Annotated in this window: 24 protein-coding genes; 17 read left to right on the top strand and 7 right to left on the bottom strand. The window is 56.5% G+C overall.

The window, feature by feature from the left end:
* The first annotated feature begins 55 nt into the window (after positions 1–55).
* Positions 56–826: an outer membrane protein assembly factor BamD gene (locus U5J94_RS08165; protein ID WP_322565149.1), complete on the top strand. Its 771-nt coding sequence runs from the start codon at positions 56–58 to the stop codon at positions 824–826.
* Between the two features lie 176 nt (positions 827–1,002).
* On the opposite strand, the gene U5J94_RS08160 is transcribed toward U5J94_RS08165, so the two are convergent.
* The 4 genes from U5J94_RS08160 to sucC form a co-directional block, all read right to left on the bottom strand.
* Positions 1,003–1,341 (bottom strand): P-II family nitrogen regulator, encoded by a 339-nt coding sequence (locus tag U5J94_RS08160; RefSeq protein ID WP_322565148.1) that lies wholly within the window; start codon positions 1,339–1,341, stop codon positions 1,003–1,005.
* Between the two features lie 135 nt (positions 1,342–1,476).
* Positions 1,477–3,138, bottom strand: a complete 1,662-nt coding sequence (locus U5J94_RS08155) for an NAD+ synthase (RefSeq protein ID WP_322565147.1) — start codon at positions 3,136–3,138, stop codon at positions 1,477–1,479.
* 136 nt (positions 3,139–3,274) lie between these two features.
* Positions 3,275–4,141: a succinate--CoA ligase subunit alpha gene (sucD, locus tag U5J94_RS08150; protein WP_322565146.1), complete on the bottom strand. Its 867-nt coding sequence runs from the start codon at positions 4,139–4,141 to the stop codon at positions 3,275–3,277.
* Positions 4,141–5,307 (bottom strand): ADP-forming succinate--CoA ligase subunit beta, encoded by a 1,167-nt coding sequence (gene sucC / locus U5J94_RS08145; RefSeq protein ID WP_322565145.1) that lies wholly within the window; start codon positions 5,305–5,307, stop codon positions 4,141–4,143. The genes sucD and sucC overlap by 1 nt, the downstream gene beginning before the upstream one ends.
* A 287-nt stretch (positions 5,308–5,594) precedes the next feature.
* Here sucC and U5J94_RS08140 point away from each other — a divergent pair, with 287 nt between their 5' ends.
* The 8 genes from U5J94_RS08140 to U5J94_RS08105 all read left to right on the top strand — a co-directional run bounded on the left by U5J94_RS08140 (position 5,595) and on the right by U5J94_RS08105 (position 12,642).
* Complete coding sequence (locus U5J94_RS08140) at positions 5,595–5,843, top strand: PP0621 family protein (RefSeq protein WP_322565144.1); 249 nt, start codon at positions 5,595–5,597, stop codon at positions 5,841–5,843.
* Positions 5,844–5,857: 14 nt separating this feature from the next.
* Complete coding sequence (locus U5J94_RS08135; RefSeq protein ID WP_322565143.1) at positions 5,858–7,489, top strand: sensor histidine kinase; 1,632 nt, start codon at positions 5,858–5,860, stop codon at positions 7,487–7,489.
* 198 nt (positions 7,490–7,687) lie between these two features.
* Positions 7,688–9,040 carry a sigma-54 dependent transcriptional regulator gene (locus U5J94_RS08130; RefSeq protein WP_322565142.1) on the top strand — a complete coding sequence of 451 codons (1,353 nt, stop codon included), beginning with the start codon at positions 7,688–7,690 and terminating at the stop codon, positions 9,038–9,040.
* Positions 9,041–9,318: 278 nt separating this feature from the next.
* Positions 9,319–9,504 carry a type IV pilin protein gene (locus U5J94_RS08125; RefSeq protein WP_322565141.1) on the top strand — a complete coding sequence of 62 codons (186 nt, stop codon included), beginning with the start codon at positions 9,319–9,321 and terminating at the stop codon, positions 9,502–9,504.
* Positions 9,505–9,543: 39 nt separating this feature from the next.
* Positions 9,544–9,945 carry a hypothetical protein gene (locus tag U5J94_RS08120; RefSeq protein WP_322565140.1) on the top strand — a complete coding sequence of 134 codons (402 nt, stop codon included), beginning with the start codon at positions 9,544–9,546 and terminating at the stop codon, positions 9,943–9,945.
* A gap of 179 nt (positions 9,946–10,124) precedes the next feature.
* A complete protein-coding gene (locus U5J94_RS08115; RefSeq protein ID WP_322565139.1) occupies positions 10,125–10,856 on the top strand; it encodes a hypothetical protein in 732 nt (243 codons plus the stop codon).
* Positions 10,857–10,861: 5 nt separating this feature from the next.
* Positions 10,862–11,710 carry a hypothetical protein gene (locus U5J94_RS08110; RefSeq protein ID WP_322565138.1) on the top strand — a complete coding sequence of 283 codons (849 nt, stop codon included), beginning with the start codon at positions 10,862–10,864 and terminating at the stop codon, positions 11,708–11,710.
* On the top strand, positions 11,707–12,642 hold the full coding sequence (locus U5J94_RS08105; RefSeq protein ID WP_322565137.1) for an ABC transporter ATP-binding protein: 936 nt from the start codon (positions 11,707–11,709) through the stop codon (positions 12,640–12,642). The genes U5J94_RS08110 and U5J94_RS08105 overlap by 4 nt, the downstream gene beginning before the upstream one ends.
* Before the next feature lie 52 nt (positions 12,643–12,694).
* Here the strand turns inward: U5J94_RS08105 and U5J94_RS08100 are convergent, their stop codons facing one another.
* The gene (locus tag U5J94_RS08100; RefSeq protein ID WP_322565136.1) at positions 12,695–14,191 is read right to left on the bottom strand and encodes an O-antigen ligase family protein; all 1,497 of its coding nucleotides are present in this window, start codon (positions 14,189–14,191) and stop codon (positions 12,695–12,697) included.
* A 223-nt stretch (positions 14,192–14,414) separates the two neighbouring features.
* Here U5J94_RS08100 and U5J94_RS08095 point away from each other — a divergent pair.
* From U5J94_RS08095 to yacG, 8 genes are all read left to right on the top strand, one after another.
* Positions 14,415–15,952 (top strand): IS3 family transposase gene (locus tag U5J94_RS08095; RefSeq protein ID WP_322565135.1). Its coding sequence is split into 2 segments (ribosomal slippage): positions 14,415–14,877 and positions 14,877–15,952, totalling 1,539 coding nucleotides; the frame shifts between segments, so codons are not numbered across the junction.
* A 42-nt stretch (positions 15,953–15,994) separates the two neighbouring features.
* Positions 15,995–16,129, top strand: a complete 135-nt coding sequence (locus tag U5J94_RS08090) for a hypothetical protein (protein ID WP_322565134.1) — start codon at positions 15,995–15,997, stop codon at positions 16,127–16,129.
* Positions 16,130–16,657: 528 nt separating this feature from the next.
* Entirely contained in the window at positions 16,658–18,376 is a 1,719-nt protein-coding gene (gene pilB, locus U5J94_RS08085) for a type IV-A pilus assembly ATPase PilB (RefSeq protein ID WP_322566555.1), read from the top strand.
* 20 nt (positions 18,377–18,396) lie between these two features.
* Positions 18,397–19,620 carry a type II secretion system F family protein gene (locus U5J94_RS08080; RefSeq protein WP_322565132.1) on the top strand — a complete coding sequence of 408 codons (1,224 nt, stop codon included), beginning with the start codon at positions 18,397–18,399 and terminating at the stop codon, positions 19,618–19,620.
* A gap of 9 nt (positions 19,621–19,629) precedes the next feature.
* Complete coding sequence (locus U5J94_RS08075; RefSeq protein WP_322565131.1) at positions 19,630–20,526, top strand: A24 family peptidase; 897 nt, start codon at positions 19,630–19,632, stop codon at positions 20,524–20,526.
* 29 nt (positions 20,527–20,555) lie between these two features.
* The gene (coaE, locus tag U5J94_RS08070; protein WP_322565130.1) at positions 20,556–21,155 is read left to right on the top strand and encodes a dephospho-CoA kinase; all 600 of its coding nucleotides are present in this window, start codon (positions 20,556–20,558) and stop codon (positions 21,153–21,155) included.
* Positions 21,156–21,368: 213 nt separating this feature from the next.
* A complete protein-coding gene (zapD, locus tag U5J94_RS08065) occupies positions 21,369–22,136 on the top strand; it encodes a cell division protein ZapD (protein WP_322565129.1) in 768 nt (255 codons plus the stop codon).
* Entirely contained in the window at positions 22,133–22,339 is a 207-nt protein-coding gene (yacG, locus tag U5J94_RS08060) for a DNA gyrase inhibitor YacG (RefSeq protein WP_322565128.1), read from the top strand. The genes zapD and yacG overlap by 4 nt, the downstream gene beginning before the upstream one ends.
* Positions 22,340–22,571: 232 nt before the next feature.
* On the opposite strand, the gene U5J94_RS08055 is transcribed toward yacG, so the two are convergent.
* Both U5J94_RS08055 and U5J94_RS08050 read right to left on the bottom strand, forming a co-directional pair.
* The gene (locus tag U5J94_RS08055; protein WP_322565127.1) at positions 22,572–23,078 is read right to left on the bottom strand and encodes a hypothetical protein; all 507 of its coding nucleotides are present in this window, start codon (positions 23,076–23,078) and stop codon (positions 22,572–22,574) included.
* Positions 23,079–24,026 (bottom strand): Nudix family hydrolase, encoded by a 948-nt coding sequence (locus tag U5J94_RS08050; RefSeq protein ID WP_322565126.1) that lies wholly within the window; start codon positions 24,024–24,026, stop codon positions 23,079–23,081.
* Positions 24,027–24,176: the final 150 nt, after the last annotated feature.

The raw sequence follows: 24,176 nt of genomic DNA, 5'->3' as shown, positions 1-24,176 counted from the left end.
CGGCAATTGAACCCGATCGTACTACAAATCCACTGCCACCTTATCCGGAATCATCATGGCTGTTCGATACCTGCTTTTAATCCTGCCACTGCTGTGGTTATCCGGCTGCTCGTCTTCACCGGATGCAAACGATCCCACTGCCGGCATGTCGGTGGAGGAGCTCTATGAAGCGGCCCGCGAAGCGCTGGATAATACGAATTATGAAGAGGCTATCAACCTTTATGAGCGGCTGGAATCGCGCTTTCCCTACGGCCCCTACGCCGAACGAGCTCAGCTGGAGATAATCTACGCTTATTATAAATACAATGAACCGGAGACGGCGATCCTCTCGGCCGATCGGTTTATCAAACTGCATCCGAACCATGCGCATGTGGATTATGCTTATTATATGCGCGGCCTGGCCAGCTTTCGCCTGGAACCTTCCTTCATCAATCGCTGGTTCAACCAGGATATGACCGAACGGGATCCGCGCCCGTCACGCAAGGCGTTTCGCTATTTCTCCGAACTGGTAGAGAAGTTTCCCGACAGCCGCTATGCCAAAGACGCCATCGGGCGCATGTATGCCCTGCGCAATGCCCTGGCCAAACATGAAATGCACGTCACCAATTACTATTACAGGCGCGGCGCACTGATTGCAGCCGTCAATCGCGCCAAATATATCGTGGAGAATTACCAACAGACCAAGCAGGTCCCCGAAGCCCTGGGCATTATGGTGCGTGCCTACCGGCAACTGGAAATGAACGACCTCGCCGCCGACGCGCTGGAAGTGCTGGAACTCAACTACCCCGATCACCACGAAACGAAACAGGCCAAAACAAGATCCTGAAAAGCATTTACCACGAAGACGCCAAGACACGAAGAGAAAAAATCAATTTAAGAACGTGTTGCCCGGCGGGTAACCACACAAAGTCACCCTGTTCCAATCTTCGGGCCTTCGCGTCTTCGTGGTAAAAGCCCTTCCTCGTCCCTCGTCCCTCGTAACCCGGCCCTGCCCGCAGGACGCTAGATCGCTTCGTTACCTTCCTCGCCGGTCCGGATCCGGATCACCCGCTGCACGTCGGTGACGAAGATCTTGCCGTCACCGATCTTGCCCGTGCGGGCGGCGTTGGTGATGGTCTCGAGGGATTGATCGACCAGTTCATCGGCCACTACCACCTCGATTTTGACCTTGGGCAGAAAATCGATCACGTATTCGGCGCCACGATACAGCTCGGTATGGCCTTTCTGCCGGCCGAAGCCCTTGACCTCGGTGGCGGTCATGCCGCTGACCCCGATCTCCGACAATGCCTGACGCACATCATCCAGCTTGAAGGGTTTAATAATCGCTTCGACTTTTTTCATAACACGGTTCCCCGGATTTGTTACACAACATTACGGTGCGCAAAACGCACCCTGCATCTTAAAAAAACATTCACCACGAAGACAATATCATAACACTTCGTGTCTTCGTGCCTTCGTGGTAAAAGCTTCTCCTCGTCACTCGTCCCTCGTCCCTCGTCCCTGATCTGGCAGGGCGTAACCGGAGGTGATCGGATAACGCCGATCGCGACCGAAGGCGCGCTGGGTGATCCGAATCCCCGGTGGTGCCTGACGGCGTTTATATTCGTTCCGCGTCACCATCTGCATGACTTTTTGCACGATCTCCCGGTCATAACCGTGGGAGACAATATCTTCCAGTCCCATGTCCTTTTCCACATACATTTCCAGGATCGCATCCAGCACCTCGTAGGGCGGCAGGCTGTCGGTATCCTGTTGATCCGGCGCCAGCTCCGCGGACGGGGGACGGTCGATCACCCGTTGCGGGATCACCGCCGAGAGGGTATTGCGATAATTGGCCAGTTCGTAAACCAGTGTCTTGGGCACATCCTTGAGCACATCGAAGCCGCCGGCCATGTCGCCGTAGAGGGTGGCATAGCCCACCGCCATCTCGCTCTTGTTGCCGGTGGTCAGGACCATCTTGCGCTTCTTGTTGGAGATCGCCATCAGCAACACACCGCGGCAACGGGCCTGGATATTTTCTTCGGTGGTATCCACCGGCAGGCCGGCGAATTCATCGGCCAGGATCTCGAGAAAGGCGTTGAAGGGTTGTTCGATGGCGATGACCCGGTAATTGACGCCCAGGGTGCGTGCCTGTTCGGCGGCATCCTCGACGCTCATGTCGGCGGTATAACGTGAGGGCATCATCACCGCCTCGATCTCCTCACCACCCAGCGCATCGACGGCGATCGCCAGCGTCAGGGCCGAATCGATCCCCCCGGAGAGGCCGATCACCGCGCCGTTGAAACCGTTCTTGCGTACGAAATCGCGCACCCCCAGCACCAGGGCCTGATAGACACTGGCGGTGGTCGACAGCGGTGCCGGCAACACATCGGCCTGCACCGGTTGCCAGCCCTCCTCGCCCTTTTTGAACCGCACCGGTTCCAGTTTTTCGCTAAACGCCGGCACGCGCTGGGTCACACTTCCGGCACCGTTCATCACGAACGAATCGCCGTCGAACACCAGCTCGTCCTGACCGCCGACCAGGTTGACGTACACCACCGGCAGGCCGGTTTCCCGGCAACGATCCGCCACCGTCTGTTCACGTTCGTAACCTTTGTTCAGGTGATAGGGCGAGGCGTTGATATTCAGGATCAGATCGGCGCCGGCTTCCCTGAGCCGTTGCGGCGGTTCGGGAAACCAGATGTCTTCGCAAATGGTGATCCCCACCTGCGCTCCGGCAATTTCGACCACACAGGTATGATGCTCCGGCACAAAGTAGCGCTTCTCGTCGAACACGCTGTAGTTGGGCAGGTTCTCCTTGCGGGCATGGGCGATGATCCGGCCTTCGCGAATCACTGCCGCCGAATTGTAGACCCCTTCGGGTGTCTGCTCGGGATAACCGAGCAGCAGATCGATCCCGGTGACCTGCTGTTGAATCTGCAACAGGGTCCGGTCGATACGCTCGTACATGCCGGGACGTAACAGCAGGTCCTCGGGGGGATAGCCGGTGAGGGCCAGCTCGGGCGTCACCAGCACATGGGCCTGAAGGTTATCACGTGCTTCATGCATCACTTCGATGATGCGCCGGGCGTTGCCCTCCATGTCGCCGACCAGCAGATTGATCTGGGCAATCGCGATCCGTAGTTCCTGCTCTGGCATGCTCGCATTAATCTCCCTGTTCAATCTCGCAAAAAACGTCGGCTAAAATCATACGGCCCTGCAGGCGCCGCGCCCCTCGGCGATTCTTCTGCGACGATCGCACCATCCTCAACCAATCGGCCAGAGGGCTGGCCTCCTACAGTTGTTCCTGCATCAGCCGCCCCATTTCGGCCGGGGAGCGACTGACAATAACCCCGGCCTCCTGCAAGGCGACGAACTTGCCCTCGGCGGTGCCCTTGCCGCCGGCGATGATCGCCCCGGCATGGCCCATGCGTTTGCCCGGCGGGGCGGTGACGCCGGCGATGTAGGCCACCACCGGTTTGCTGACGTGATGACGGATAAATTCGGCGGCTTCCTCCTCCTCGCCGCCACCGATCTCGCCCACCAGGATCATGCCGCGGGTGGCGGGATCGTTTTCAAACAGCGACAGGCAATCAACGAAATTCAAGCCGTGGATCGGGTCGCCGCCGATGCCGATGCAGGTGCTCTGCCCCAGGCCGTTGCGGGTGGTCTGATGGACCGCCTCATAAGTCAATGTACCGGAACGCGAGACAATACCGATCCCGCCCGGCTGATGGATCGCGCCGGGCATGATACCGATCTTGCACTGGCCGGGGGTGATGATGCCGGGACAGTTGGGGCCGATGAGATAGCTGTCGCTGTCCTTCAATGCCGCTTTCACCCGAAGCATATCCAGCACCGGGATGCCCTCGGTGATGCAGGCGATCACCTCGATGCCGGCATCGGCGGCCTCCAGGATCGCATCGGCGGCAAAGGCCGCCGGCACATAGATCATGCTGGCATTGGCACCGGTCTCGCACACGGCATCGGCGACCGTATCGAACACCGGCCGATCCAGATGGGGGGTGCCGCCCTTGCCGGGCGTGACGCCACCGACGATCTGTGTGCCGTACTCGATGGCCTGCCCGGCGTGAAAGCTGCCCTGCTTGCCGGTCAAGCCCTGCACGATCACCCGGGTAGTTTTATCGATCAGTACTGCCATCAGGCCTGTCCTCCGGCCGCTTCGACCACCCGGGTCGCCGCATCGCTCAATCCCTCCGCCGCGATGATGTCCAGGCCGCTTTGCTGCAGCAGCGCCTTGCCCTGTTCCACGTTGGTCCCTTCCAGACGCACCACCACCGGCAGCGCGAGTCCGGTCTCTTTCACCGCCTGAATGATGCCCTCGGCGATCAGATCGCAGCGCACGATGCCGCCGAAGATATTGACCAGAATCGCCTTGACCTTGCTGTCGGAGAGGATCAGCTTGAACGCCTCGGCGACTTTGTCGGCGGTGGTGCCGCCACCCACATCGAGAAAGTTGGCCGGCGCCCCGCCGTGCAGCTGGATCAGATCCATGGTCGCCATCGCCAGCCCGGCGCCGTTGACCATGCAGCCGATATTGCCGTCGAGGCTGACGTAATTAAGACCGTGCTGGTGGGCGCGGTTTTCGCGTTCATCTTCCTGGCTGGCATCGCGCAGGGCCTGTAAATCCGGGTGTCGATAAAGGGCGCTGTCATCAAGATTGATCTTGGCATCCACCGCCAGCAGCTCGCCGTCACCGGTCAGCACCAGCGGGTTGATCTCCACCAGGCTCAGATCGTTGTCCATGAACAGCCGGTACAGGCCCTGCATGATGGCCGTCAGGGACTTGAGCTGTTTTTCCAGCCCCAGGCCGAAGGCCAGTTGCCGGCATTGATACCCCTGCAGCCCGGCGGCGGGATGAACCGGCACGGTAAGAATTTTCTCCGGCGTCTCGCGGGCCACCGCCTCGATGTTCATGCCGCCGGCGGCGGAGGCCATGAACACCACTCTGGAGAGGGCACGATCGATCAGCATCCCCAGGTAATACTCCGCGGCGATGTCGCCCGGGCGTTCGATCAACAGCTGGTTGATCGGCTGCCCGTCGGGGCCGGACTGGCCGGTGACCAGCCTGGAACCCAGCAGCCGGTTCGCCGCGGCTTCCAGCTCGTCCGCCGAGGCGGCCCTGACCACCCCGCCGGCCTTGCCCCGGCCGCCGGCATGCACCTGGGCCTTGATCATCCACGACCCGCCGCCCAGTTCACGGGCGGCGGCCCGTGCCGCCTCGACCGAGTCGGCGACGCACGCCTCGGGCACCGGGATGTGATAGCGGGCAAACAGCTGCTTGGCCTGAAATTCGTGAAGATTCATATTGTTATTCGGCAGGGAACCAGCGTCTATTCTGGAACATTCGGGGGGTGGACGCAAAACCTTGTCCGGGGCTAACGACTCGCCCGGCAGGCGTCACCGGTTGCCGGGGTTTGGGATGCAATCTGTTAGGTTGTAGGAGGCCAGCCCTCTGGCCGATGGGTTGAGGATGGTGCGATCGTCGAGGGTGAATCGCCGAGGTGGCTCGGCTCCTACAAAATACGCCCGGGGTATCCCGCCCTGATCTGGGTTATCATGGGGCAGTTACAAACTTCGATACAGGATATTCCATGCCCGGACTTCTGCGCGTTATCGTCCTTGCCCTGCTGATCTGGCTGGTCATTCGTCTCTATCAACGCTTCAAGGCCCTGGCCCGGGCGCGCAGCACAAATTCGTCGAAGCCCGGCCGGCCCGTTGAAAACCCCGTTGAAAACATGGTGCGCTGCGAGCAGTGCGGCACCCATGTCCCGGAAAAAGAGGCGCTCAAGCGGGACGGTCATTACTATTGCAGCCGCGCGCATCTGCCTCACGACAGCTGACATCCCCCCGGCCTATGCGCACAGACACCGACGATCAACCTTTCCCGTTTGCCCATGCCGAGAGTGAGGCGCAGATCTGGCAACCGCTGGCCCTGCTCAATCTCTACCGCCTGCTGATCAGCGGGCTGTTCACCGGGCTGTTCTACAGCGATTATCTGCTGCCCCCGCTGGCCAGCCACGATCCGGTGCTGTTTTATGCCGTTTCGCTGATCTATTTTGCGCTGGCGATCATTTTCATTGTCCTGATCAGTAATCGCTGGCCGCGGTTTGAACTCCAGATCTACCTGCAGATTGGCACCGACATCCTTGCTACCACACTGCTGATGCATGCCAGCGGCAGTATCAGCAGCGGCCTCGGCACCCTGCTGATCGTCACCGTGGCCGGCGGCAGCATCGTCATGGGTGGCCGGCATCCGCTGATGTTCGCCGCGCTGGCCACCCTGGCGGTACTGGGCGAACAGTTTACTGCCCAGTTTGTCGGGCTCGGGGAGCCCAACACCTACACCCAGGCCGGCATTCTGGGCCTGACGCTGTTCGTCACCGCCCTGGCGGTTCACGGCTTTGCCCGCCGCATCCGGGAAAGCGAGGCGCTGGCCCAGCGCCGCGGGCTGGACCTGGCCAACATGTCGCAGCTGACCGAACACATCATCCAGCGCATGCAAACCGGCATCATGGTCATCGATGAGGCGGATCGGATCCGGCTGATGAACGAATCGGCCTGGTACATGCTCGGCATGCCCTCGGCTACCCACTACAGCCGGCTGGCCGATCTCTCGGCACCACTGGCCGATCAGGCGCAACGCTGGCGGGCGGATCCGGCCGCCGAGATCGAGATGATCCAGCCCTCGGCGGAGCACCCCCGGGTCATGCCGCGGTTCGCCCGCATCGGTCAGGCGTCGGGCAGCGGGACCCTGATCTTTCTGGAGGATGCCACCGCCATGGCCCGCCACGCGCAGCAGTTGCAACTGGCCGCGCTGGGGCGCCTGACCGCCAGTATCGCCCACGAGATCCGCAACCCGCTGGGCGCCATCAGCCACGCCGGGCAGTTGCTGGGCGAATCGCCCCAGCTGGACGAGCACGACCGGCGCCTGACCGGCATCATCGGCGATCAATCCCGGCGTATGAATACCATCGTGGAGAACATCATGCAGTTGAGCCGCCGCGATCATTCCACTCCGCGGCTGATCGAACTGAACCATTTTTTGCCGAATTTCCTCCGCGAGTTCGTCGCCGGGCAGGGGCTGCGCCCGGAGCTGATCGGCCTCAACATCGATTCAAGCCCGTTGCGAGTCCGGTTTGATCCGAGCCAGCTGGAGCAGATCCTCACCAACCTGTGCCAGAATGCGGTGCGCTACAGCGAGGACTACCCGGGATTTCCCAAGGTGGTGATCCACGCGGCCCTGACCGGGGAATCGGCCCGGCCGTTTATCGATATTCTCGATCACGGCCCGGGTATCGATCCGCAAATCGCCGCCCACATCTTCGAGCCCTTTTACACCACTGCCACTTCGGGCACCGGGCTGGGGCTGTATATCTCACGGGAACTGGCCGAAGCCAACCAGGCCCATTTAAACTATGAACCGGTCGCTACCGGCGGCAGCTGTTTCCGGATTACCTTTCAGGATCCGCGCCGGCAGATGCACTGACGACACAGGGACGAGTTACGAGGAACGAGTGACGAGGAAAAACAACAGGCGTCATTCCGGGCAAGCCAGTGTCTGACGACACAGGGGTGAGTAACGAGTGACGAGGTCCAGAGCTGTATCCCCTCCCCTTCCAGGGGAGGGTTAGGGAGGGGTGATCAATTCAACACCTCAGTAAATAAAACGATTTCAAGGATTACCGTGACCGAACAACCACTGGCACTAATCGTCGACGACGAACCGGATATCCGCGAGCTGCTGGAGATCACGCTCTCGCGCATGGGCGTGGACTGCCTCAGCGCGGAAAATCTGGGGCAGGCGAAAACGCTGCTTACGCAGAATACGTTTGATCTCTGTCTGACCGATATGCGCCTGCCCGACGGCAACGGCATCGATCTGATCCGCCATATCCAGCAACAGTACCCTGATCTGCCGGTGGCGATGATCACCGCCCACGGCAATATGGAATCGGCCATCGAGGCCCTCAAGGCCGGGGCCTACGACTTCGTCAACAAGCCGCTGGACATCAACGATCTGCGCAGCCTGGTCACCACCGCCCTCAAGCTCGAACGACGGCCTGCCTCTAAAAGCCCGGCCGAACCGGGGCAAACCACCCTGCTGGGCGACTCGGCGGTGATGCAGCAGATTCGCCAGACCATTGCCAAGCTGGCCCGCAGCCAGGCGCCGGTCTATATCAGCGGCGGCTCGGGGGTCGGCAAGGAGCTGGCGGCGCGCCTGATTCACGAACAGGGGCCGCGCCGCGACCAGCCCTTCGTGCCGGTCAACTGCGGCGCCATTCCCGCCGAGCTGATGGAAAGCGAGTTCTTTGGCCACAAAAAAGGCAGCTTCACCGGGGCCAACGGCGACAAGGCCGGCCTGTTCCAGGCCGCCCAGGGCGGCACCCTGTTTCTCGACGAGGTGGCCGACCTGCCCCTGCACATGCAGGTCAAACTGCTGCGCGCCATCCAGGAAAAGGCCGTACGCCCCATCGGCAGCCAGCAGGAGATCCATACCGATGTGCGCATCCTCAGTGCCTCGCACAAAGATCTGGGCCAGCTGATTCACACCGGCGAGTTTCGCCAGGATCTCTATTACCGGATCAACGTCATCGAACTGCACCTGCCGGATCTGGCCGAGCGGCCCGGGGATATCCCTTTACTGGCGGACCATTTTCTGCAGCGCATCGCCGCCGACTGGCAGGTGGACGTTCCCCGCCTGAGCGACGATGCCCTGCAGGCGCTGCAAAGCTATTCCTTTCCCGGCAACGTCCGGGAACTGGAAAACCTGCTCGAGCGGGCCATGACCCTGTGCGAGGACAACCGGATCGACGCTGCCAGTCTCAACCTGCCTGCCAACCACACCGCCACGACCAGCAACCCCGCCCCGCACGCTGCCGAAGAGCGACCGCTGGACAATTCCCTGCAGGAACAGGAAAAAGAAGCCATCCGCCAGGCCCTGGAACAGACCCGCTACAACAAAACCGCCGCCGCCCGGCTGCTGGGACTGAGCTTTCGCCAGTTACGCTATCGCATCAAGAAACTGGGCATCGAATAACCCGTGACCTGACACGAACTGACCGTTCGTGTCAGAAAGTGACAAAACCGGTCACCTCGAAGTGACATAGCGGTGAAAACATCACCACTCAGACCACATCGCCAGGCGCCCGGATTTTTTACAAGTCATTGTAATTAAAGAACAAAATACGCCATCAAAAATTTTGTGATCGGGTCGATACCCATGTGGCACGCATACTGCTACAAGATACCCAACAAACGGCAAGCAATTGCCGCATACGGTTTTAAAACCTACCACCTGAAATATGGGAGAACGAAATGAAAGCGAAAAAAGCTATGAAGGGCTTCACCCTGATCGAGCTGATGATCGTTATCGCCATCATCGGCATCCTGGCCGCCGTGGCCATTCCGCAGTTTAACGAATACCGCGCCAAGGCCAATGACTCTACGGCCCAGGCTGACGCTAAAAACATGCTGACCGTGATGCTTGCCAGCAAACGGTAAACAACACAGTACTGTCAGAGAATCTTAAGGAGATTGATCATGAAAAAATTACTCATTACGCTTGGCGGCATTGTCGGCATTGCATTTTCAACATCTGTTTTCGCCGCAGACGATACTGATGAAGCCATTGCCGCTGACCAGATCGGAAACGGCGAAGGGACACAACAAACAATTCAAGTTGGTGACTGCTCACTGTTGACTGAAAATGTCTCAATTAACCTTTCCAGCGGTGTCGCCGGCGGCTACCACTGTGCTACAGCCAGCAACATTATTGCTGTGGGTACCTGTCATCCCAATGGCCGTAACGATGCCAGCAACAATAACTACATTTACACAGGCAGCTCTGCAGGTGGCTCAGTAGTTGGTTCTCAGGATGCAAACTGCGATTCAGCAGGCAGCGCTGCAGCAGGTGCAGCTGGTACGGTGGCCACATCGAGCTGATATAGTCAGTAACAACTGTTCGTGATATCAAATCAAAGGGAGGCACTTGCCTCCCTTTTTTTTATGAACAACGATTTTTGTGATACATTTTGCTTATGAAATACTTGGCCCCTGACTTCGTAACCGGCCTTTGGCTTGCGTGGCGTGCGCGTTTATTCACAGTCCTCTTCTGGATTGGCATGGTCCTTGTGGTTGCAACATTACTCGGCGCGCAATTCAGCGGTCGCCAGCCAGCTACTGTCGCATTGGATATTGGCCTGTCTGTCATACGACTGGGATTACCGTTACTGATCATATTGTTAATGCAGGAGCTATTCACACGAGAATTTGATCGACGCTACTATCTTACTTCACTAACAGCACCGCAACCTCGTTCTCATTTTTTACTCGGACGCTTCTCCGCACTAATTATTCTCACATTTGGCGCAATAATAATACTCGGCATTATTCTTGCCGCCCTCGTCGGTTATCTAAGTTATTATGGTTACCAACAGTCTACACCCGTAGATCTGGGCTTAGGATATGTAGTTACACTTGTATTTACAGCTATAGACCTATTCGTGATCGCCACGTTGGCTCTGCTGATTTCGATAGTAGCTGTAACACCCAGTTTCGTACTCATAGGCACCCTGGGTTTCCTGCTGGTTTCCCGCTCTTATTCTGGCATTATTGCCTTGCTAGAGAACGAACGCTACGTGGTAGATAACCCCGAGCTATATCGGGGCTCATTAGGCATTTTATACTACTTGTTACCTGATCTTGGCGCTTTAGATGTGCGGCGTATCAGCTTGTACAGCAAATGGGAGTTTCTGCCGGCAGACTGGCCTGGTTTAGTATTAAGCACACTTGCCTATGCACTTGCATTGCTGGCGCTATCAATCTGGTTACTTGGACGTAAACAATTTAACTAACTTATATGTGGCAACATCATTTATCTTTACTCGCCAGTATTCTGTTTGCGCTAATATTTTTTTTTGGCAATATAACGGGACCAGGCGACATATCTCGTACGGAGCACTCTCTCGAAGGACAAGTGGTAATTACTGCCCCTGTACAACTACTAATATTTGCTGGTGACCGCTTTCTGGCAGCCAATTTGGAGGCGATACGCAGCGCAACCATTACTCTTGACGACAGTAATGATCGGGAACGTGCTGTTTATCGTCTTCGTTCACATAGAGTGGTCGCCCAACTTAATCCCTGTCATGAAGACAACTATTACATGGGTAACGCTGTACTTACCTGGGGAGGAATGGAAGAAGCAGGAAACGACTTATTACAACGTGCGACTGAATGCCGTTTCTGGGATGAATATCCACCTTTTTTTCTCGGCTTTAATCAATATTTCTTTTTTCATAATATCGAGGAAGCACAAAACGAATTAGAAAAGGCCGCCAAACGTTCAACGAACAATTCTTCAGTCTTTCGCAAACTGGCGATTATGATTAACGCCGAAGAAATGAATGATGAGCAAATGGCTATTAATTATCTTAGTAATGAAATTAGAACAGCCCAAGATCCCAAGTTGCGGGAGATGCTCGAAAAACGCCTAGTTCGGTTACAGGGGCTCGTCACACTACGTAAAGCTCAGAATACTTACGAAGAAGAAACCGGCGAATCATTGGACAACCCGAAACAGTTAATAACTCAAGGTATTCTACATAATTTCCCTCAGGACCCACTCAATTTAGGCTATGAATTTATCAATGGTGAATTTCGTCTGCGGACCCATAAGATTCAGGGGATAAACGAGGGAGACTTATGACTTCAGTATTGGAATTCGACTCCGTCTCTAAATCATTCAGCAAGGGCCGAAAAACCGTCCATGCTTTACGTGATGTTAGCTTTTCTATCCCTAAAGGTGAAGTCTTTGGTTTTGTTGGCCCTAATGGTGCAGGCAAATCTACCACTATCAAAATCATGCTCGATATCATCAATAACTATCAGGGAGAAGTTCGGATCCATGGTATTTCTGCTCGCCTCGCTGAATCCCGTAGTGGTGTATCTTACCTGCCCGAGTCACCATCATTATATGAACAATTTACCCCTTTAGAAATCCTGCGTATGGCGTTGCGCCACTATGGTATAAAACGCAGCGATGATAAGGAATGGTGTGGATACTGGCTGGAACGTTTATCCTTGACGCCTTACGCCAACCGGCGAATTCGACAGCTTTCCAAAGGTAATGTGCAACGTACTGCTATAGCCCATGCAATGGTAGTAAAACCCCGTTTACTCGTGCTTGATGAACCGTTATCCGGACTTGACCCGATAGGGCGAAAGGATGTGATCGAACTATTGTTTGAATATAAACAGCAGGGTGGCGCAATATTTTTTACTTCTCACGTATTACATGACGTCGAACGCATCGCTGACAGATTCGGGTTCATTAATGAAGGTACTCTTGTAACTACACGTTCACCGAAGGAGCTTTTGTCAAGTTATACAGCCCGCTTTATTGTCAGGTACCAGATTGACGAGAACATAACCAGCGGGGAACAATTACGAAAAGGCGAATATGAAGAGGAAATTGAACAGGCAGATATGGCTGCTTGGCTCGTCGCACTAAACCAAAAAGGCGGGCAACTGATTGAAGCCAGGCCAGCAACATCCCTTGAAACTACTTTTTTTCGTATTTTAGAGGAACCAATACAGAAAAATAACCAGAAATCACAAAATGATCGTCACAACAGCTAGATAAAAAGTACATCCAAAATATCAGCTTCATGGATAGCACTAGAATATAATCTTACAATTCATAATACTCAACGACGAACTGAAAATCAGCCACAGCTAGAATCATAAGTAACAGCAAAACAAAAAACAGCAGCCCGTAATAAACTAATCGGCCATCTTCTTTGCGTACCCCATCTGATTTCAAGTCATCTTTAACAGGCATCATCATTGCTAAAAATAATGCAAAAAACATCAGCGAGTAACGTTGATACAATATCCCGTCATATCCTGAGGCAACCAGCAACATCAGCACTCCCCACAAAGGGATTAATGCATATGATTCACCTTCCTGAGCTGCGTTGACATTCATGAAAGTCCGCCACAGCATAGCCCCGCCTAACAAAAAAAATGCCACTGCACCCGGTATCCCCCACTCTAGCGGCGCCTGGATATGCACACCATGCGGATGGAGAGTCAGCGGAAACCCTTTGCCACAGCCATATCGAAAATTGTTCTGCCCTATCCCGAAAAAAGGATTATTTTTTATCTCATTCAAACAGGTCAGCCACATCTCTATCCGCTTCGACGGTGTTTTTTCCACTTCTATCAACGTCGAAAAGTCTTCTGGTACCCACAATAACTTCCCTATTAAATAATCTATACCATAACCGCCGGGGATAAGCAGTGATCCGAAAGCGCCGATGAAACAGGTGATAGCCACAAATAGTAAAAGTTGTTTGCTTTGCCTGAATCCTCCGTTAAGAAAAATAATTAACCCTAATGACACAAAGAATGCGACCAGCGGCCCCCTTCCTCCTGCCCAAAAAATCAAAGCCCATGCAACAACAGACAATACAGCCCCAATCCATAATGCTGCTTTCCCATAATAATGCCCTAAACCCACTCCCATACCAGTCGCCACAACTAAACCGATGGCAAAATAATATCCCAAATGACGAATATTTCTAAATCCGACTTCATCAAATGTTGCAGCAAAATTGATTTCTGGATTATAATTTTCGAACAGAAAATACGACCCACCAAAAAACAAACAATAAAAACAAAACCCTAGAAGAATAACCCATAGCAATATTTCTCTGCTGTATTTAAATTTCCGGATGAGCGCGTAAACCGAGAAACTAAACAACACTAAAGTTAAATGCTCTGCATATGTATACAAAGCCAAGAGCGGTCTTATAGCATCAACTGCAGAAAATAATGACCACACTCCCCAGTACGCAGCTAATGCAACCAAAAGACCAGGAAAGTTTTTCACAGAAGGGAAAGTGATCTCGCGATTTAAAATCACTAACACAACAAACGCGAGTTCCAAAAAAAATAGTTCTCTTTTATAAATAGTCTTAACATGAGGTTGATGTAACCCCTGCATCTCAGCAAAAAATGCCACGATCAGCACAAGCACGGTTATTGAGAGGAAGAAAAGCGGTTGTTTTTTTAATTCTTCTGCCAATCGCATTAAATAATCTGCCTTGTATAACTGGCCGTTAACAAAATAGCGACTCGTATAGTGTCTGTACTGGCCCTCGCCCAGCATGCCCGCCGCTTTCACGTACAAACCAGGGGAAACACGGAAAATTAATTCTCAATTTGCCGCCAGCGATGCCGATTTTACGGGATAGTAGTTTCCGCAGATTTCACAGAAAATTACCACAAAATATTATAATATTAAAAACAGGGTATTACACTATCGAGGCACACCCCCTGTGTCAGGATAGTTGTCGCCTCTTCTGAATCAGAAAGTAACCAAGACAGGGGGTGGAAAGCGACGAGAAATGCCCCGTTATTCAGAAGAACGCAAGGCTGCCGTGATGTGCATGCTGTTGCCCCCGCAAAACCGAAGTGTAGCCGATGTGGCTCGAGAGGAAGGGATCAGCGAAATGACCCTGTATAATTGGCGAAAACAAGCCAGAGAACAGGGGGTCCCGGTGCCGGGAAACGGAAAACAAAGCGACGACTGGTCGGGTGAAGCGAAGCTGGCGGTGGTGGTGGAGACCGCCGGCCTGAGTGAAGCGGAGCTGAGTGAGTATTGCCGTGGTAAGGGGTTATACCCCGAGCAGGTGAAGGCCTGGCGCACGGCCTGTGAGACCGGAGCGGACCAGGCGGCCAGTCGGCGACAGGCTGAGAAGGCCCAGGCCCGCGAGGATAAAAAGCGTATCAAGGAGCTGGAGCGGGAACTGCGGCGCAAGGACAAGGCGCTGGCAGAGACCGCCGCGCTGCTGGCCCTGCGAAAAAAGTTGAACGCCCTCTGGGGGGACGACGAGGAAGGATGACCTCGCTCCCGGAGCGGCGCAAACTGGTGGGTTATATTGAGGAGGCGGTGAGCGCTGGAGCCCGCAAGGCGCGGGCCTGCAAGGAAATCGGCATCACTGTACGCACTCTGCAGCGATGGACCCAGGGTGGGGAAGTTCATGCCGACCGACGGCCTGATGCTATCAGGCCCGAGCCGGCGAACAAGCTCACGCCCGAGGAGCGCGAGCGTATCCTGACCGTGTGCAATGAACCCGAGTTTGCGTCACTGCCGCCGAGCCAGATCGTGCCGAAGCTGGCGGACCGGGGTGAATATATCGCCTGTGAGTCGAGCTTCTACCGGGTACTGCATGCGGCGGGCCAGCGGCATCACCGGGGCCGGGCCCAGGCGCCGAAGAAAACGAAGGCGCCGACCACGCATGTGGCCGACGGGCCGAACCAGGTGTGGTCGTGGGACATCAGCTGGATGCCCAGCCGGGTGCGTGGACTGTTTTGGTACCTGTACCTCATTGAGGACATCTACAGCCGCAAAATCGTCGGCTGGGAAGTCCACGAGCGAGAGGCCGGCGAGTTGGCCGCACCGCTGGTGCAGCGCAGCGTGCTGGCCGAGCGGTGCTTTCGCCAACCGCTGGTCTTGCATGCGGACAACGGCAGCCCGATGAAATCGCAGACGCTGCGGATCAAGCTGGCGGATCTGGGCATATCGCCGTCATACAGTCGGCCGCGAGTGAGCAACGACAATGCGTTTTCCGAGTCGCTGTTTCGGACACTGAAGTATTGTCCGGCCTGGCCATCGCAGGGATTTGCCACGCTGGAAGAGGCTCGTGACTGGATGCTGAAATTTGTCGACTGGTACAACAACCGCCACTGCCACAGTGCGCTGAAATTTGTGACGCCGGCGCAGCGGCATCGAGGCGACGACCGGGATATCCTGAAACAGCGTGATCGGATCTACGAGCAGGCCAAGGTGCGGAACCCGCAGCGATGGTCCGGCAGAACGAGAAACTGGGTAGCGGTAGGACCGACGGCCCTCAACCCTGAGCGGGTGCAGCAAGCGGCTTAAGAACGGAAAAGGCGACAACTATCTTGAAAAACACCGCACATCATGTACTACAAAAAACTGTTCGCCTCCACCTCGATCAAACTGATGATGAATGTCGCCATCATCGGGATTCTGTCCGGGATCGCGATTCCTGTCTACAACAGTTCTCTCACCGAGAGCCGGATGACAAATGCGTAGTAAAACATGGCCGCGCTCGAGCTGGTCCATGAGGACTTTTATCTTGACTACAACAGCGACTTCTCCGGGAACAGTAACGCGCCCTGAAAACCGCCAGCGGTGGACCGTGGGAAGTCCAGGGCACGACTGGGAAGTGAGTTTTGATTACGAAGTGGATGTCAACAGCAGCACCTAATACCATTCCCACCACCGACAAGTCCGACACCCCGGTCCAGGTAAAACGCTCACCGACAGCCACTAGTAATCCGATAAATACAATTAAAACAATAACTTGGGGTTCACTTGCTTGATATTATTCACCACCGCTCCCGGCCAACCCCGTCGCGCGAGGATAAATTGGGCTTGACAGGTAGACCTGCCTAAATTAATACTTTTCCATCAATAACTTATAATTATTATTTCAGGCTGTTTCATTGGGCCTGTATCACGTTTTCCGCACACGGCCTCAAGCCTGCGCCGATCGGCGTCGATACAGTCTGACGAAACGGATATACTGATTACCCTGCTGTCATACCGGATTTGAAAAATATGGCCACCCCCGGCGTACAAATGCAATTAAGCGGCCTGGCCCGCAAGCTGGTGCAGGACGGGATCCTCTCGGATGCCGATGCCCAGAAAGCGTCCACCGATTCCATCCAGCAGAAGATGCTGTTCGTCAGCTATCTGGTACAGAAAGGGATGGCAGACGCCAGAAAAATCGCCCAGGCGGCGGCCGACGAGTTCGGCGTGCCGGTGATGGATATCGATGTCGTCGACATCGAGCCGGACACCATCAAACTGGTCAAGGAAGAGCTGATACGCAAACACCATACCCTGCCGCTGTTCCGGCGCGGCAACCGCCTGTTCGTGGCGGTCTCGGATCCCACCAACCTGCAGGCGCTGGACGAGATCAAGTTCCACGTCGGCATGACCACCGAGCCGATTCTGGTCCAGGACGACAAGCTGAGCAAGACCATCGACCGGGCCATGGAAGCGGCCGATACCGGCCTCTCGGCGCTGGCCGGCGACGATGATCTCGATGATGTGGAGTTCAGCGATGATGAGGCCGCCGCCGGCGAAGCCGTCACCGAATCCGATGCCGACGACACTCCCGTGGTGCGTTTCGTCAACAAGGTCCTGCTGGATGCCATTAACAAGGGCGCCTCGGATATCCATTTCGAGCCCTATGAGAAAAGCTTCCGGGTCCGTTTCCGTCAGGACGGGATATTGAAAGAAGTGGCCGCCCCGCCGGTGGGGATGGCGCCGCGCATCGCCGCGCGCCTCAAGGTGATGTCACGCCTGGACATCTCCGAGCGCCGCCTGCCCCAGGACGGCCGGATCAAGCTGAATCTTTCCAAGACCCGGGCCATCGACTTTCGTGTCAATACCTGCCCGACCCTGTTCGGCGAGAAGATCGTCATGCGTATCCTCGATCCCACCAGCGCCCAGATGGGGATCGATGCGCTCGGTTATGAGGAAGAGCAAAAACAGCTCTATCTGGAAAATCTCCATAAACCCTATGGCATGATTCTGGTCACCGGCCCGACCGGTAGTGGTAAAACCGTCTCGTTGTATACCGGGGTCAACATCCTCAATCAGCCGGATGTGAATATCTCCACGGCCGAGGATCCGGTGGAAATCAACCTGCCGGGGGTCAACCAGGTCAACGTCAATACCAAGGTAGGTCTTGATTTTGCCCGAGCCCTGCGCGCCTTCCTGCGCCAGGACCCGGACATCATTCTGGTGGGCGAGATCCGTGACCTGGAAACCGCCGAGATCGCGATCAAGGCGGCCCAGACCGGCCACATGGTCCTTTCCACCCTGCATACCAACGACGCGCCCCAGACCCTCAACCGCCTGATGAACATGGGGGTGCCTCCCTACAACATTGCCTCGGCAGTCAACCTGATCATCGCCCAGCGCCTGGCCCGGAGGCTATGCAACAACTGCAAGGAGCCGCAGGATATCCCCCGCGAGACGTTGCTGGAGGAAGGCTTCACAGAAGAAGAAATTAAGACCGGTTTCAAAATTTACGGTGCCAAAGGCTGCGATCAATGCACCAACGGCTACAAGGGCCGACTCGGGATCTATCAGGTGATGCCGATCTCCGATGCCCTGAGTCGACTGATCATGGAAGGGGCCAATGCCATGCAACTGGCCGACCAGGCGGAAAAAGAAGGTATACCGGATATCCGCAAATCGGGGCTGAAAAAAGTCAAGGACGGACTGACCAGTCTGGATGAGGTCAACCGTGTCACAAAAGACTAACAAACTAAGGTTAAAACACCATGGCACAGGCTGCTGCTAAACAGGATACCTTCCTCTGGGAGGGTAAAGACAATAAAGGTCAGACAGTCAAGGGCGAAGTCACCGGTCAGAGTATCGCCCTGGTCAAGGCCAACTTGCGCCGCCAGGGGATCAACCCGAAAAAAGTCAAAAAGAAACCCAAACCTCTCTTTGGCGGTGGCGGCAAAGTCAAGGCAGCGGATATTTCCATCTTCAGTCGCCAGCTGGCCACGATGATGTCTTCGGGGGTACCGCTGGTACAGGCGTTCGATATTATCGGCCGGGGTCATGAAAACCCCGCCATGCAAAAACTGCTGCTCGGCGTCAAGGCCGACATCGAAAGTGGCAGCAACCTGTCCGAAGCCTTGGCCAAGCATCCTTATCATTTTGACGATCTGTTCTGCAACCTGGTACGCGCGGGGGAACACGCCGGTATTCTGGACGATATCCTGGACAAGATTGCCCTCTATAAGGAAAAGACCGAGGCGATCAAGGGCAAGATCAAAAAAGCTATGTTCTATCCCACCGCGGTCATCGTGGTCGCCTTCCTCATCACCGCAATTTTGATGCTCTTCGTTATCCCTGAATTCGAGAACCTTTTTTCCGGTTTCGGCGCCGATTTGCCCGCCCTGACCAAATTCGTGGTCAATATGTCGGAAATTTTCCAGCAATACTGGTGGGCGATATTTGGCGGCATCATCGGTGGTGTTTACGCCCTGATACAGGCCAAGAAGCGATCGAAAAAATTCAATGTTTTTCTCGACAAGGTATTGATCAAGATGCCGATCCTCGGCCCGATCCTGAACAAGGCCGCCATCGCCCGGTATGCCCGGACCCTGGCCACCATGTTTGCCGCCGGTGTCCCCCTGGTCGAAGCCATGGAATCGGTGGCCGGCGCCGTCGGCAATGTAGTCTACGGTAACGCGGTATTACGCATGCGCGATGAAGTCGCCACGGGAACCCAGCTGAACGTCGCCATGAAGTCCGCCAACCTGTTTCCCAATATGGTGATACAGATGACCGCCATCGGCGAAGAGGCCGGCTCCATGGACACGATGCTGTCCAAGGTCGCCGACTTCTATGAAGAAGAAGTCGATAATGCCGTGGACAGTCTCAGCAGCCTGCTGGAGCCGATCATCATGGTCTTTCTGGGAGTGCTGATCGGCGGCCTGGTCATTGCCATGTACCTGCCGATCTTCCAGATGGGTAAGGTCGTCGGCGGCTAATTCAACTTCATGAGCTATCTCCAGCTGCTGCAGGACAGCCCGGTGTTATTTTTGGCCGTGGTGTTTCTGCTCGGCCTGATCGTCGGCAGTTTTCTGAACGTAGTGATTCTGCGTCTGCCGTTGATGCTGCACCGCCAGTGGCAGGGTGACTGCCTGGAGTATCTGACTGAACATCACCCCCACCAGCTCAAAACCGGGCAGCCGCCGGCGGAAAGCGGCCCGTATAATCTACTGACCCCCGCCTCGCGCTGCCCGCATTGCGGCCACGCCATCCGCGCCTGGGAGAACATCCCGGTCATCAGTTATCTGCTGCTGCGCGGGCGCTGCAATAATTGCCAGACCCCCATTTCAGCCCGCTACCCGATCATCGAACTGGTCAGTGGCCTGCTGGCGGCGCTCACCGCCTGGCAGTTCGGTGTCACGCCCACGGCCGTCTTCGCCATAGTACTGACCTGGGCGCTGATTGTGCTGACGATGATCGATTACGATCATTTTTATCTGCCCGACAATATCGTGCTGCCGCTGTTGTGGCTCGGGCTGCTGCTCAACAGTCAGGGGCTTTTTACCGATATCACTTCGGCCCTGTTCGGAGCCATGGCCGGGTATCTGGCACTGTGGAGCGTTTATCAGCTGTTCAAACTCGTGACCGGCAAGGAAGGCATGGGCTATGGCGATTTCAAGCTGCTGGCGATGCTCGGCGCCTGGCTGGGCTGGCAGATGTTGCCGGCCATTATCCTGCTCTCCTCGCTGGTCGGCGCCGTGGTCGGCATCGCGCTGATTCTGTTCAGGCAACATCAGGCCGGCAAACCGATTCCCTTTGGTCCCTATCTGGCGGCCGCCGGCTGGATCGCCCTGCTCTGGGGGCCGCAACTCAATCAGGCCTATCTGAACTGGCTTCAGGGCTAGTACCGTGACCCATGAGGCACGGAACTAGAATGTTGATCGTGGCGCTGACCGGCGGCATCGGCAGCGGCAAATCGACCGTCGCCGATGCCTTTGCCCGACGGGGTGTCCCGATCATCGACACTGATGTCATTGCCCGGGAGCTGGTCGCGCCCGGCCAGCCGGCGCTGGCACAAATCGCGGCGCACTTCGGTGACAGTATACTGACGGCGGACGGCCAGCTCGACCGGGGCGCGCTGCGCGCTATCGTCTTCGCCGATCCCGCCCGGCGCCGGGCGCTGGAGCAGATCCTCCACCCGCGGATCCGCGACGAAGTCCGGCGCCGGCTCGACGGGTTGCAGGGGCCATACTGCCTGGTGGTCATTCCCCTGCTGGCCGAAACCGGCGACTACCCCTTTGTTGATCGGGTGCTGCTGGTGGAGGCGGACGAGGAGACCCGGGTCCGCCGCACCATGGCCCGCGATCAACTCTCACGCGAGCAGGTCGCGCAGATCCTGGCCAGCCAGAGTAGTCGCGACCAACGTCGCGCCCTGGCCGATGACCTCATCGATAACAGCCGCGACCTGGAACAACTGGAACAGCAGATCGATACCCTGCACGAAAAATATCTGACGCTCGCCGGGACACACTGAATATGCACCGCGAATACCCAATCATCACGTCCAAAAGATTGCTTCGCCTGGCTCGCAATGACCAAAAATAGTGATGTCATTGCGAGGAACAACGTGACGAAGCAATCTCTCTGGACAGCCATTCGGAACACCTATTTAGATCCCCCGTTTTCGCCACCGGGGCTTTCCAGTAAGATAAGGCCACATTCATCCTCAAGCGGTTGATCATTTCACGTGGATAATCCGATCGTTTACGAGCAACCCCTGAACGAACGCATCCGCACCTACCTGCGGCTCGAGCACCTGTTCAAACAGGCAGCCTATACCCTGCGCGGCTTTTCGGTCTGGGACTCGCGCGCCACCGTCAATGCGTTGATCGATATCCTGGAGATCGTCTCCCGGGGCGAGCTCAAGGCGGAAACCCTCAAGGAGCTGGATCGACTCCAGGCCGCGCTCTCCCGTCTGCGCGACATGCCCGGCGTGGATCGCGAGCAACTGAATACCATCCTCTCCCAGCTGGATGCCGCCCAGAAGGAACTGCATGGCCTGCAGGGCCACCCCGGGCAAAGCCTGCGCGACAATGAACTGATAGCCAGCCTGCGCCAGCGCGGGACCATCACCGCCGGCAGCTGCAGTTTCGATCTGCCCGGCTATCACTACTGGCTGCAGCAGGATCCCGAAGTGCGCATTGCCAAACTGGAGACATGGTACGAGGAGCTGAACACCATTCTCAAGCCGGTCAGCCTGATCCTCGGGATCCTCCGCGAGTCGGCCGACTCCCGCGAGGTGGTGGCGGAAAAAGGCTTTTATCAGCAAAGCCTCGACAGCCAGACACGGGCGCAGCTGCTGCGGGTCACGCTCGACAATTCGCTGGACTGCTACCCGGAGATCAGCGGCGGCAAACACCGCTTCAGTGTCCGTTTTGTGCGCCCCGGCGACAGCGGGCGCCCGGTACAGATGGACGGGACGGTCAACTTCCAGCTGACCTGCTGCACCCTATGAGCCGTCTGGTCGTCAAATGCCCGACCTGCGGCAAGCCGGTGAGCTGGGATGAAAACGCCAAATGGCGTCCCTTCTGCAGCGATCGTTGCAGGCTGATCGATCTGGGCGAATGGGCCAGCGAAAGCCACCGCATTCCCGGGGATCGCAAACTGCCCGATGAGTTCATCGACGAACAAACCGATCCGGACGAAGATAAGGACTAATGCTGAATTTTGAATTTTGAATTTTCAGCTACTGAGTGCTGAAAGACCGGGAATCATCACATAGGCTTCGCCAATGTGACCTGCGGCTGATTACTAAGTACTGAGTACTGAGTTCTGAGTTCTGAGCCGGTAGGGTGCGTTCTACGCACCGATTTCATCGCAGAAACGGGTGAAAAGGTGCGTAGAACGCACCCTACAGATGTTTTCCTCGTCACTCGTACCTCGCCCCTCGTTACTGTTGCGGGGCGCGCGTAACGTTTAATGGAAACACCGCTTCATAACGTCGCTCATCCCTGTCCAGTTGCACCGTTACTTGCCAATCCACGCGCCCCGTAACACAGAGGGGTAACAGTAACTCGCCCTGCCAGATCCCGTCTCCGGCCGGCGACAGGTTGAAGCGGTTGCGTCCCATGTCCATGCCGGTCATCGCCAGGTCCAGCGTGACCCGATCGAGTTGCGTGGCCCTGGCCAGGCGCAGCTCGGCCGCGAAGCGTTGCATGTAATACGCCCCGTCGGGAAAGCGCAGAGTGATGTCGCCCAGATCCGGATGCGTGGCCCGACAGGCCCCCGTTGTCTCCCGGCAGGCGATCGCCGTCACCGGCATCGACACAGTTTTGGCCGGTGTGGCCGGAGCAGTATCACGGTCAGTGTGGTAGATAGCGACCCAGCTGTAACCGCCGGCAAGGGCGATCAGCACGACCAGCAGCAACAACCCACCTGTTTTGACCCACGGTGACATTTACGCGTCTCCTTCAACAAACACTCGAATTCCGGCGATGCCCTGCCCGCCATACTGTCGGGCCAGGATCACATCACGGCGCTGCATGCCGCCCAGGGCGTACACCGGAAACGCGGCCGCGTCGGCCAGTTCCGCAAAGCCGGCCCAGCCCAGTGGCACCGCATCGGGATGGGTTCGGGTCGCCTGCACCGGGGCCACAAATGCGAAATCCACCTCCAGCCGGGTCGCCTCGGCCAGCTCGGCCCGGTTGTGAACCGAGGCCGACAGCCATTTGTCAGCTGCAACCGGCCGCGAGCTATAGCGTGACAATGTTGCCGAGGGTAAATGAAAGCCATCCACCGGCAGATGGGCGAACTGCGGCGGATCGGCATTGAGCAGGACCTGGCAACCATGGGCATGGCACAGGGCCAGCGCCTTGCGCGTCAGGGCATCGATCCGATCCGCGGCCAGCTCCTTGAGCCGTAACTGAACCAGGCGCACGCCCTGTTGCAGGCTTTTTTTGAGCACGGACAACCACTGTTCCTCGCTCTCGAGCGGCGGGGTAATCAGGCACTCGGCAGGCAGGCGCAGGGCGTTCACGATCGGCCGGTTGGCGGCCGGCATGGCATAGTCGTTCAGCCGGGGTGGCGCCACCCAGCGCACCGGCTGCCCCTCGCGCCCGTGCGCCTCGCCGCTAAAGGCCCGCACCGCACGGACATCCAGCACGACCCTGCGATCGGCATAATCATGCGGGATGCGAATCAACGGCTCGCTGTGACTTACCGTAATCCCCACCTCCTCATGCAGTTCGCGGGCCAGAGCCTGTTCCACCGTCTCGCCGGCTTCGATCTTGCCGCCGGGAAATTCCCACAATCCCCCCTGATGACGATGCTCCGCGCGCCGGGCCAGCAATACCTCGCCGGCCGCGTTGTAAATCACACCTGCAGCGACATGAATCACTTCAGACATCGTCGTGAATAACCGTTCCGGGAAGCAAGTCGCCCCATTTTTTCAGAGCGGGAATTAAACGCAGAGGACGCGGAGTCGCAGAGTCGCGGAGTAAAAGGGTTTCTGGCGTTAAAAAAATTACCTCATTCATTAGTATTTGACTGAAATTTT

Source organism: Thiohalophilus sp. (assembly GCF_034522235.1).
In the GTDB taxonomy this organism is placed as follows: domain Bacteria; phylum Pseudomonadota; class Gammaproteobacteria; order UBA6429; family Thiohalophilaceae; genus Thiohalophilus.
This window is presented reverse-complemented; position numbering and strand designations above follow the sequence as displayed.

What these genes read in the sequence shown, in the direction of transcription:
- U5J94_RS08165 (WP_322565149.1), top strand. Translation starts at nt 56, where the DNA reads ATGGCTGTTCGATACCTGCTTTTAATCCTGCCACTGCTGTGGTTATCC.
- U5J94_RS08160 (WP_322565148.1), bottom strand. Translation starts at nt 1,341, where the DNA reads ATGAAAAAAGTCGAAGCGATTATTAAACCCTTCAAGCTGGATGATGTG.
- U5J94_RS08155 (WP_322565147.1), bottom strand. Translation starts at nt 3,138, where the DNA reads ATGCCAGAGCAGGAACTACGGATCGCGATTGCCCAGATCAATCTGCTG.
- sucD (WP_322565146.1), bottom strand. Translation starts at nt 4,141, where the DNA reads ATGGCAGTACTGATCGATAAAACTACCCGGGTGATCGTGCAGGGCTTG.
- sucC (WP_322565145.1), bottom strand. Translation starts at nt 5,307, where the DNA reads ATGAATCTTCACGAATTTCAGGCCAAGCAGCTGTTTGCCCGCTATCAC.
- U5J94_RS08140 (WP_322565144.1), top strand. Translation starts at nt 5,595, where the DNA reads ATGCCCGGACTTCTGCGCGTTATCGTCCTTGCCCTGCTGATCTGGCTG.
- U5J94_RS08135 (WP_322565143.1), top strand. Translation starts at nt 5,858, where the DNA reads ATGCGCACAGACACCGACGATCAACCTTTCCCGTTTGCCCATGCCGAG.
- U5J94_RS08125 (WP_322565141.1), top strand. Translation starts at nt 9,319, where the DNA reads ATGAAAGCGAAAAAAGCTATGAAGGGCTTCACCCTGATCGAGCTGATG.
- U5J94_RS08120 (WP_322565140.1), top strand. Translation starts at nt 9,544, where the DNA reads ATGAAAAAATTACTCATTACGCTTGGCGGCATTGTCGGCATTGCATTT.
- U5J94_RS08115 (WP_322565139.1), top strand. Translation starts at nt 10,125, where the DNA reads ATGGTCCTTGTGGTTGCAACATTACTCGGCGCGCAATTCAGCGGTCGC.
- U5J94_RS08110 (WP_322565138.1), top strand. Translation starts at nt 10,862, where the DNA reads ATGTGGCAACATCATTTATCTTTACTCGCCAGTATTCTGTTTGCGCTA.
- U5J94_RS08105 (WP_322565137.1), top strand. Translation starts at nt 11,707, where the DNA reads ATGACTTCAGTATTGGAATTCGACTCCGTCTCTAAATCATTCAGCAAG.
- U5J94_RS08090 (WP_322565134.1), top strand. Translation starts at nt 15,995, where the DNA reads ATGTACTACAAAAAACTGTTCGCCTCCACCTCGATCAAACTGATGATG.
- pilB (WP_322566555.1), top strand. Translation starts at nt 16,658, where the DNA reads ATGGCCACCCCCGGCGTACAAATGCAATTAAGCGGCCTGGCCCGCAAG.
- U5J94_RS08080 (WP_322565132.1), top strand. Translation starts at nt 18,397, where the DNA reads ATGGCACAGGCTGCTGCTAAACAGGATACCTTCCTCTGGGAGGGTAAA.
- U5J94_RS08075 (WP_322565131.1), top strand. Translation starts at nt 19,630, where the DNA reads ATGAGCTATCTCCAGCTGCTGCAGGACAGCCCGGTGTTATTTTTGGCC.
- coaE (WP_322565130.1), top strand. Translation starts at nt 20,556, where the DNA reads ATGTTGATCGTGGCGCTGACCGGCGGCATCGGCAGCGGCAAATCGACC.
- yacG (WP_322565128.1), top strand. Translation starts at nt 22,133, where the DNA reads ATGAGCCGTCTGGTCGTCAAATGCCCGACCTGCGGCAAGCCGGTGAGC.
- U5J94_RS08055 (WP_322565127.1), bottom strand. Translation starts at nt 23,078, where the DNA reads ATGTCACCGTGGGTCAAAACAGGTGGGTTGTTGCTGCTGGTCGTGCTG.
- U5J94_RS08050 (WP_322565126.1), bottom strand. Translation starts at nt 24,026, where the DNA reads ATGTCTGAAGTGATTCATGTCGCTGCAGGTGTGATTTACAACGCGGCC.